This window comes from Massilia sp. P1_C10 (assembly GCF_056406475.1).
The window spans coordinates 293,088-303,042 of sequence record NZ_JBFUAC010000006.1; the positions used below are offsets into that span (position 1 = coordinate 293,088).

7 protein-coding genes are annotated in these 9,955 nt (G+C 64.2%); 6 read left to right on the forward strand and 1 reads right to left on the reverse strand.

Features of this window, described 5'->3' with window-relative positions; genetic code table 11:
* Positions 1-10: 10 nt before the first annotated feature.
* On the reverse strand, positions 11-1,105 hold the full coding sequence (locus AC1D02_RS15545) for an HD-GYP domain-containing protein (protein WP_477318394.1): 1,095 nt from the start codon (positions 1,103-1,105) through the stop codon (positions 11-13).
* A gap of 147 nt (positions 1,106-1,252) precedes the next feature.
* On the opposite strand from AC1D02_RS15545, the gene AC1D02_RS15550 reads away from it, so the two are divergent.
* From AC1D02_RS15550 to AC1D02_RS15575, 6 genes are all read left to right on the forward strand, one after another.
* Positions 1,253-3,637 carry a M1 family metallopeptidase gene (locus tag AC1D02_RS15550; RefSeq protein ID WP_477318396.1) on the forward strand — a complete coding sequence of 795 codons (2,385 nt, stop codon included), beginning with the start codon at positions 1,253-1,255 and terminating at the stop codon, positions 3,635-3,637.
* 85 nt (positions 3,638-3,722) lie between these two features.
* Positions 3,723-6,089 (forward strand): M1 family metallopeptidase, encoded by a 2,367-nt coding sequence (locus tag AC1D02_RS15555; RefSeq protein WP_477318398.1) that lies wholly within the window; start codon positions 3,723-3,725, stop codon positions 6,087-6,089.
* Entirely contained in the window at positions 6,086-6,574 is a 489-nt protein-coding gene (locus AC1D02_RS15560; protein ID WP_477318400.1) for a DUF6702 family protein, read from the forward strand. Before AC1D02_RS15555 ends, AC1D02_RS15560 begins: the two co-directional genes overlap by 4 nt.
* A gap of 10 nt (positions 6,575-6,584) precedes the next feature.
* Positions 6,585-8,630 (forward strand): TonB-dependent receptor, encoded by a 2,046-nt coding sequence (locus AC1D02_RS15565; RefSeq protein ID WP_477318402.1) that lies wholly within the window; start codon positions 6,585-6,587, stop codon positions 8,628-8,630.
* Positions 8,631-8,671: 41 nt separating this feature from the next.
* Positions 8,672-9,424 carry a 2OG-Fe dioxygenase family protein gene (locus AC1D02_RS15570; protein ID WP_477318404.1) on the forward strand — a complete coding sequence of 251 codons (753 nt, stop codon included), beginning with the start codon at positions 8,672-8,674 and terminating at the stop codon, positions 9,422-9,424.
* A 28-nt stretch (positions 9,425-9,452) separates the two neighbouring features.
* Positions 9,453-9,955, forward strand: a 503-nt coding sequence (locus AC1D02_RS15575; RefSeq protein WP_477318406.1) for a response regulator, incomplete at its 3' end; no start/stop codon positions are given.

The following is a 9,955-nucleotide window of genomic DNA, read 5'->3' on the forward strand; positions in this document are numbered from 1 at the left end:
GAACCGATCCTTATTCCGCGTCGGGGAACTCGGCGCAGATGGCGCGGAACTGCTCTTCGATCGCCAGCATGGCGTCGACCATGTCGGGATCGAAGTGTTCGCCGCGGCCCTGGCGTATCAGCTCGACCGCCGTTTCGTGGGTAAAGGCCGGCTTGTAGACGCGCTTCGAGATCAGGGCGTCGTAGACGTCGACCACCGTCATCAGGCGTGCCGCCAGCGGAATCTGTTCGCCGCGCAGTCCTTCCGGATAGCCGGAACCGTCCCATTTTTCCTGGTGCGAGTAAGTGATTTCGCGCGCGTAGCGCAGGAACGGGTTGGTGCCGCCCAAAGTCTGCTCGACGCCGGCAATCGCGTCGCGCCCGGCCACCGTGTGCCGCTTCATGATGTCGAATTCTTCGGCGGTCAGGCGCCCCGGCTTTTCGAGGATGGCATCGGGAATCGCGACCTTGCCGATGTCGTGCAGCGGGGCCGCCTGCGACATCAGCGCAATGTTGGCGTCGCCCAGTTCGGCGGCGAAGCGCGGATGGAAGCGCAGCTCGCGCGCCAGCGCGGTGAACAGCAGCTGGGTGCGCCGCAGGTGGGAGCCGGCGTTCGGGTCGCGCGCTTCGGCCAGCGTCGCCATCGCCAGAATCGTCGCGTCCTGCATGCGGACCGCTTCGCGGGTGCGCGCGGCCACCAGGTAATCGAGCTGGCTGTCGCGGTTCTTGTGCATCGCGCGCAGCGTCCTGAGTTCGAGTTGCAGCGCGACGCGCGCCCACAGCGGCTCGGCGGTCACCGGCTTGGCGATCACGTCGGAGGCGCCGATACGGAACGCGCGCCTTTCGTCGGCCGGGTCGCCCTCGGCGCTCAGGAAAATCACGGGAATTTCGGCGCTGAGGAAGTCGCCGCGCAGTTCCTGCAGCACGGCTTCGGAATCCATGTCGGGCAGGGTCGCATCGAGCAGGATCAGGTCGGGGCGCGGCGCCATCTCGGCCAGCCGCAGCGCGTCGGCGCCGGTGCCGGCCAGCTTGACGTGATAGCGCCCCTGCAGCAGTTCTTTCATCAGCACCAGATTGTCGGACCAGCTGTCCACAATCAAAATGGTTGCCTTGAAGTTAATATCCATCCCCGCGCGTCTCCCTTTTACACCACTGTTTTCCATGATAACTCTTGCCGAGTGGATTGTTTCAGGTTTTTTACAATTCCAACGGGCAATTGACGATCACTACTATTAGAATAGTTATCCTAATTTCATAATAGAGACAGGGTAATCATGATCCGTTTGCCGATCTGCTTGGCGGCTTTGTGCCTCACAGTGTCCGCGTTCGCGGCCGAACCGTTCGACGACAAGTTCCGCCAGCTCGACGAACTGCTGCCGACGCCAGGCGCCATCCGGACCGCGTCCGGCGCCCCCGGCCATGCCTACTGGCAGCAGCGCGCCGATTATTCGATCCGCGCCACGCTCGACGAGGCCAACCGCGCCATTAGCGCCGCCGAAACGGTCACGTACCATAACAACTCTCCCGACACCCTGAACTACCTGTGGCTGCAGCTGGACCAGAACCTGTTCACGCCGGGTTCGGACAACCGCATGAGCTCCACCGTGCCGTCGCGCGACGCCTGGGCCAAGGCCCGCGGCGAACAAGACGGCGTGCGTTTCGAAACCATGCGATCGATGATGGAGAGCCGCACCTTCCAGGGCGGCTTCAACATCAGGTCGGTCAAGGGACCGGACGGCCGGCCGCTGCGCTTCGTCATCAACAAGACGATGATGCGGATCGATATGCCGCAGGCGCTCAAGCCGGGCGCGAAGTTCGTCTTCAGCATCGACTGGAACTACAAGATCAACGACGCCAAGGCGCTGGGCGGACGCTCCGGCTACGAACGCTTCGACGACGCCGACAAGAACGACCTGTTCGAGATTGCGCAGTGGTTCCCGCGCATGGCCGCCTACTACGACGTCTACGGCTGGCAGCACAAGCAGTTCCTCGGCTCGGGCGAGTTCACGCTCGAATTCGGCGACTACGACGTGTCGCTGACCGTCCCGGCCGACCACATCGTCGCCAGCACGGGCGAGCTGCAGAACCCGGACGCGGTGCTGACCGCGACCCAGCGCGACCGCCTGCGCCAGGCGCGCAGCGCCAGCAAGCCGGTGATCATCGTCACCCAGGCCGAAGCCGAAGCGGCCGAGAGATCGCGCAGCACCGCCACCAAGACCTGGCATTTCAAGGCGAAGAACGTGCGCGACTTCGCGTTCGCCACCAGCCGCAAGTTCATCTGGGACGCGCAGGGCTACAAGAAGGACGGCACCAACACGATGGCGATGTCGTACTACCCGAAGGAAGGCAATCCGCTGTGGGAAAAGTTCTCGACCCAGGCGATCGTCCACACCATCGAGCAGTACAACAAGTACTCGCTGGACTACCCGTACCCGACCGCGATCTCGGTCAACGGCCCGGTCGGCGGCATGGAATACCCGATGATTTCGTTTAACGGCCCGCGTCCGACCAAGGACAAGAAGACCGGCGAGATTACCTACTCGAAGCAGGCCAAGTACGGCCTGATCGGCGTGATCATCCACGAGGTGGGCCACAACTACTTCCCGATGATCGTCAACTCCGACGAACGCCAGTGGACCTGGATGGACGAGGGCCTGAACAGCTTCGTGCAGTACCTGGCCGAGCAGGCGTGGGAAGAGAACTATCCGCAATCGCGCGGCGAACCGCGCGCCATCGTCGACTACATGCGCGGCAAGAACCAGGTGCCGATCATGACCAACTCGGAGTCGGTCCTGCAGTTCGGGATGAACGCCTATGCCAAGCCGACCACCGCGCTGATCATTCTGCGCGAAACGGTGCTGGGCCGCGAGCTGTTCGACTTCGCCTTCCGCGAGTACGCGCAGCGCTGGAAGTTCAAGCGCCCGACCCCGTCGGACTTCTTCCGCACCATGGAAGACGCATCGGGCACCGACCTTGACTGGTTCTGGCGTGGCTGGTTCTACACCACCGATAACGTCGACGTCAGCGTCGACGGCATTACCGAGTACGGCGTGAGCAGCAAGAATCCGGAAATCGAGAAGGCCTGGAAGAAGTCGCAGAAGGATGCCGAGCCGGTTTCGCTGACCGACCAGCGCAACAAGGGCACGCTCGCGCGCCGCGTCGATGCGCACCCTGAGCTGAAGGACTTCTACAACGACCACGACGACTTCACGGTCACCAACAAGGACCGCAACAAGTACAACGAGACGATGGAGACGCTGGAGCCATGGGAGAAGGCGCTGCTCGCGCAGGGCAAGCATCTGTACCTGGTCGACTTCACCAATATCGGCGGGCTGGTGACGCCGCTGGTGCTGGAGATTGAACTCAAGAGCGGCAAGAAGTACATCGAACGGATTCCTGCCGAAGTGTGGCGCTACAACTCGAAGAAGGCGACCAAGCTGATCGTCACCGACGAGCCAATGGTCGGCCTCGTTCAGGACCCGTACTGGGAAACCGCCGATACGGATGTCAGCAACAACGCCTGGCCGCGCAAGATCACGCCGTCGCGCGTCGAGCTGTTCAAGTCCGAGCGCGGCACCAACGACCTGATGAAGGACTTCAGGACGCCATTGAAAACCAAGGACTCGAAAGACAAGGCCGACAAGCCGAAAGACGATTGAGTCCCTGAAACAGCAGCAAGCCAGCCGGCAGCCGCGCGATGAATTTCGCTCCGCTGCCGGTACTCATTCCAGCACAGCCACGCCCATGAACATCAAACGCCTTCCCATTGCTCTCGCCGCCCTTCTCCTTTCGCTGTCCGCCGCCGCGCAGCAGTTCGACGACAAATTCCGCCAGCTCGACGAGCTGCTGCCGACGCCCGGCAGCATGCGCACCGCGTCCGGCGCCCCGGGCCACGCCTACTGGCAGCAGCGCGCCGACTACAAGCTGCGCGCCACGCTCGACGAGAAGAACCGGGCGATTTCCGGCGCCGGCACCGTCACCTACCATAACAATTCGCCCGATACGCTGTCCTACCTGTGGGTGCAGCTGGACCAGAACATGTTCCGCGCCGATTCGGACAATCGCCTGGCCGCCACCGTGCCGTCGCGCGAATCGTGGGGCGCCGCCAAGTCCGAAGCGGACGGCATGAAGTTCGAGGCGATGCGCTTCAACCTGGAGAGCCGCACGTTCGACGGCGGCTTCAGGATCACGTCGCTCACGGGACCCGACGGCCAGCCGCTGCACTACGTCGTCAACAAGACCATGATGCGGATCGACCTGCCGCAGCCGATGAAGCCCGGTTCGGCGTTCTCTTTCAGCATGGCGTGGAACTTCAAGGTGCCCGAACTGAACGTGCTGGGACGGCGCAGCGGCTACGAGCGCTTCGACGACGCCGACAAGAACGAGCTGTTCGAAATCGCGCAGTGGTTCCCGCGCATGGCGGCCTACTACGACGCGGCCGGCTGGCAGAACAAGCAGTACCTGGGCGACGGCGAGTTCACGCTGGAATTCGGCGACTACGACGTCGAGCTGACCGTCCCGGCCGACCATATCGTCGCCAGCACCGGCGAGCTGCAGAATCCGGACGCCGTGCTGACCGCCGCCCAGCGCGACCGCCTGCGCCAGGCGCGCACGGCCAGCAAGCCTGTCGTCATCGTCACCCAGGCGGAAGCCGAAGCGGCCGAGAAGGCGCGCAGCAGCGCCACCAAGACCTGGCACTTCAAGGCCAAGAACGTGCGCGATTTCGCGTTCGCCACCAGCCGCAAGTTCATCTGGGACGCGCAGGGCTACAAGAAGGGCGGCACCGACGTGATGGCGATGTCGTTCTATCCGAAGGAAGGCAATCCGCTGTGGGAGAAGTTTTCGACCCAGGCGGTGATCCACACCATCGACCAGTACAACAAGTACTCGTTCGACTATCCCTACCCGACCGCGATTTCGGTCAACGGCCCGGTCGGCGGCATGGAATATCCGATGATCTCGTTCAACGGCCCGCGCCCGACCAAGGACAAGAAGACCGGCGAGATCACCTATTCGAAGGCGACCAAGTATGGCCTGATCGGCGTGATCATCCACGAGGTGGGCCACAACTACTTCCCGATGATCGTCAATTCGGACGAGCGCCAGTGGACATGGATGGACGAGGGGATTAACACCTTCGTGCAGTTCCTGGCCGAGCAGGCGTGGGAGGAGAACTTCCCGCGCTCGCGCGGCGAGCCGCGCGCCATCGTCGACTACATGCGCGGCAAGAACCAGGTGCCGATCATGACAAATTCGGAGTCGGTGCTCCAGCGCGGGAACAACGCCTACGCCAAGCCGGCCACCGCGCTGAACATCCTGCGCGAGACGGTGCTGGGCCGCGAGCTGTTCGACTTCGCCTTCCGCGAATATGCGCAGCGCTGGAAGTTCAAGCGTCCTACTCCTTCGGACTTCTTCCGCACCATGGAAGACGCGTCGGGCACCGACCTTGACTGGTTCTGGCGCGGCTGGTTCTACACCACCGACTCGGTCGACGTCAGCGTCGACGGCATCACCGAATACGGCGTAAGCAGCAAGAACCCGGAGGTCGAAAAGGCGTGGAAAAAGGCGCAGAAGGATGCCGAACCGGTGTCGATGACCGACCAGCGCAACAAAGGCACGCTTGCCCGCCGCGTCGATGCGCATCCCGAGCTCAAGGACTTCTACAACGATCACGACGACTTCACGGTCACCAACAAGGACCGCAACAAGTACAACGAGACGATGGAAGCGCTGGAGCCGTGGGAGAAGGCGCTGCTCGCACAAGGCAAGCACCTGTACCTGGTCGATTTCTCCAACCTCGGTGGGCTCGTGACGCCGCTGGTGCTGGAGATTGAGCTCAAAAGCGGCAAGAAGTACATCGAACGCATCCCGGCCGAAGTGTGGCGCTACAACTCGAAGAAGGCGACCAAGCTGATCGTCACCGACGAGCCGATGGTCGGCCTCGTTCAGGACCCGTACTGGGAAACCGCCGACACGGACGTCAGCAACAACGCCTGGCCGCGCAAGATCACGCCGTCCCGCGTCGAGCTGTTCAAGTCCGAGCGCGGGACCAATGACCTGATGAAGGACATGAAGACGCCGCTCAAGCCGATCAAGAAGGACGAGAAGTGATACGCGCTTTTAAGCTGTGGTTCTCCGCGCTGGCCTTGTGCTGCGCGGCGGCACAGGCGCACCAGTTTCACATCGGGATCACGGACATCTCGTTCAACCAGAAGACCGGCAGCACCGAGTTGGTGCACACCTACCAGGCCGACGACATCGCGGCGCTGTTGCAGAACCTGTACCAGCGCCAGTTCGACCTGACGCAGCCGGAGGACGAGGCGGTCCTGCGCAAATACATCGAGAAGCAGTTCTGGATCGAGGGCGCCGACAAGCGCCGCCTGCCGCTGCACTGGGTCGGCCTGAAGGCGGGCGCGGAAACCGTCGAGATCTACCAGGAGATCGAAAACACGCCCTTGTCGAAGGCGGCGCGGATCCACGACGAGGTGCTGATCGATTTCATCGGTGCGCAAGCGAACACAGTGAACCTCAATGAGGCCGGTAATATCAGGACCTTGTCATTCGATCGGCAGAAAGTCGACCTGCCCACCCGCTGAACGTCCCGTCATGCCACTGAGATTACGCCCGATCCCGTGCGCGCTCGCCGCGCTGCTGATGCACGCCTCCTGCCAGGCCGACGACGACGTCCTCCAGCGCATCCTGGTGCAAGGTTCGCGCGCGAGCCAGCTGGGCGTCGCCGATTCGGCCAACGCCGGCAGCGTCGACCAGAAGCAGCTTGCGGCGCGCACGCTGTACCGGCCGGGCGAAATCCTCGAGGCGACGCCGGGGCTGATCGTCAGCCAGCATAGCGGCGAAGGCAAGGCCAACCAGTTCTACCTGCGCGGCTTCAACCTCGATCACGGCACCGACCTGCGCACGACCGTCGAGGACATGCCGGTCAACCAGCGCAGCCACGCGCATGGCCAGGGCTGGACCGACCTCAATTTCGTGATCCCCGAGCTGGCGGCCCGGCTCGATTACAAGAAGGGCCCGTACTCGGCGCAGGAAGGCGATTTCGCTTCCGCCGGCAGCGCGGCGATGACGTACTCGAACCGGCTGACGGAGAATGTGGCCAGCGCCAGCATCGGCCAGAACGGCTATGCGCGCACGATGATCGCGGCGGCGCCCGAACTGGGCAAGGGCAACCTGCTTTACGCGCTCGAACTGCTGCACAACGACGGCCCCTTCGTCCATCCCGACGACTATCAGAAGGTCAACGGCGTGCTGCGCTATAGCCAGGGCTACGCGAACAACGGCTTTTCGGTGACGGCGATGGCCTACCGCGGCAAGTGGAACGCGACCGACCAGGTGCCGCTGCGCGCGGTCGACGCCGGCGCCCTCGACCGTTTCGATGCGATCGATGCCACCGACGGCGGCAACGCCCACCGCTACAGCCTGTCAGGCGTGTGGCGCCGCACCGGCTCGGACTCGACCTCGAAGGTCAACGCCTACATGATCCGCAACCAGCTGGACCTGTATTCGAACTTCACCTACTTCCTCGACGACCCGGTCAACGGCGACCAGTTCAGCCAGCCGGACCGGCGCGTGACAAGCGGCGCGAACGGCACGCACACGTGGCACACGCACCCTGGCGGGCGGGTGTCCGACTTCACGGTCGGCTTCCAGCTGCAAAACGATAATATCTTCAACGGTTTGTACAACACGAAGGCGCGCAAGCGGCTGTCCACCACGCGCGAAGACCACGTGGTCGAGACCAGCCTTGGCGTGTACGTCGAAAACCACACGCGCTGGACCGACTGGTTCCGCAGCACCGCCGGCGTGCGCGCAGACGGCTACCGCTTCAAGGTGCGCGGCGACCTGGCCGCCAATGCGGGCACGGCGCACGACAGCCTGCTGAGTCCCTCGCTGAACCTGGCGTTCGGGCCGTGGAAGCAGACCGAGTTCTACGTCAATGCCGGCAGCGGTTTCCACAGCAACGACGCGCGCGGCACGCTGACCACCATCGACCCAAAGACCGGCGAGTCCGTCGAGCGCGTGCCCGGCCTGGTGCGTTCGCGCGGCATCGAGCTGGGCGTGCGCACCGAGGTCGTGCCGGGGCTGAAAACCTCGCTGTCGCTGTATCGCCTCGACTTCGATTCCGAGCTGACTTTTGTGGGCGACGCCGGCACCACCGAGGCGGGCCGCCCGAGCCGGCGCAACGGCATCGAGATCTCCAACTATTACAAGCCGCTGAAGTGGCTGACGATCGACGTCGACGCGGCGTTCGCGCGCGCCCGTTCGCGCGACTTCGCGCCGGAAGGCGACCGGATACCGGGCGCCGTCGAAGGCGTCGGCCAGGTCGCGCTGACGGTCGACCAGTTCGGCGCCTGGTCGGGCGCGCTGCGGCTGCGCTACTTCGGCCCGCGCCCGCTCATCGAAGACAACAGCGTGCGCTCCAGGCCGAGCATGACCATCAACGGCCGCATCGCCTACCGCATCAACAAATCGATGAAGATCGAACTGGAAGGCTTCAACCTGGCCAACCGGCGCGATTCGGCAATCGACTACCTGTATGCGTCGCGCCTGAAGAACGAAACGGCGGCGGTGACCGACATCCATTTCCATCCGATCGAGTCGCGCTCGGCGCGGCTGATGCTGATCAAGAACTGGTAGGGGCCGCACGCGGGCGGGGCAAAAATGCTACGCTATCGGCGATGACGACTCCCGCCCTGCCCTTTACCGATCCGTCCGAGCTGGCGCACGACCTGCGCACCGCCGGCTACGCGCTGCTGCGCCCCCTTGACGTCGCCGCCCTCGCCGGCTGCGCACTCGACGACCTGAATGCGCTGGTTCCCGCCTGGGACCACCTCGCGCTGGACAACTACCTGAAGGACGGCGGCCGCTATCGGCGCCGGCGCCACTCGTGCTTCATCGACGACGGCGCGGAGCTGGCGCAGACGCCGCACCGCGCGCACTGGCAGCCGATCGAGTACAACGCGCTGCACGGCGGCATGCACCGCCTGTTCGAGCCGATCGAGCCGGCGACGATCGCGCAGCCGGCCTGGGGCAAGCTGCTGCATGCGCTCGGACTGGCCTGCTCCGCCGTCAAGGGCGCGCAGCGCTGGCACGTCGAGGCGCACCAGTTTCGCATCGACACGCTGGAAGGCATCGGCCGGCCGACGCCCGAGGGCGCGCACCGCGACGGCGTCGACTTCGTCGCCGTGCTGCTGGTTGCGCGCCACAACATCAAGGGCGGCGAGACGCGCATTTTCGAAGCGGCCGGCCCGGGAGGCAAGCGCTTCACGATGACCGAACCGTGGACTTTGCTGATGATCGACGACGCCGCGGTGATCCACGAGTCGACGCCGATCCAGCCGACAGGCGAGAACGGCTACCGCGACACGCTGGTGCTGACCTGGCGCGCAGGTGCATTCCAGGGCGAGGACGCTCCGCAAGATCCGGTATAGTGCAAGCCTCGAACCAGGAGGCGAACGCGTGGAACAAGAACGGGAACTGCAGGCGCAAGACCATGAAATCCTCATCGTCGAGGACAGCCCGACCCAGGCCGAGCGGCTGCGCCGCCTGATCGCATCGGCCGGCTACCGCGCGCGCGTCGCCGCCAACGGCCGCAAGGCGCTCGACCAGATCCGCGAGCACAGGCCGCAGCTGATCGTCTCGGACATCATCATGCCCGAGATGAACGGCTACGAATTGTGCCGCGCGCTCAAGGCCGATCCCACACTGCGCGACATCCTCGTCACCGCGCTCAACGACGCCAAGGACATCATCCGCGGCATCGAGTCGGGCGCCGACAACTTCATCCGCAAGCCCTATTCCGAGGATTACCTACTGAACCGCATCAGCCAGGTGCTGCTGAACCAACGCCTGCGCCAGGATGCGGGGCCGGAAGCGGGCATCGGCGTGTACCTGGGCGAGCAGAAGCACTTCATCAACGCCAGCCGCCAGCAGATGCTCGACCTGCTGATCTCGACCTACGA

Coding starts and splice junctions, on each gene's coding strand:
- AC1D02_RS15565 (WP_477318402.1), top strand. CDS start 6,585: ATGCCACTGAGATTACGCCCGATCCCGTGCGCGCTCGCCGCGCTGCTG.
- AC1D02_RS15550 (WP_477318396.1), top strand. CDS start 1,253: ATGATCCGTTTGCCGATCTGCTTGGCGGCTTTGTGCCTCACAGTGTCC.
- AC1D02_RS15570 (WP_477318404.1), top strand. CDS start 8,672: ATGACGACTCCCGCCCTGCCCTTTACCGATCCGTCCGAGCTGGCGCAC.
- AC1D02_RS15555 (WP_477318398.1), top strand. CDS start 3,723: ATGAACATCAAACGCCTTCCCATTGCTCTCGCCGCCCTTCTCCTTTCG.
- AC1D02_RS15545 (WP_477318394.1), bottom strand. CDS start 1,105: ATGGATATTAACTTCAAGGCAACCATTTTGATTGTGGACAGCTGGTCC.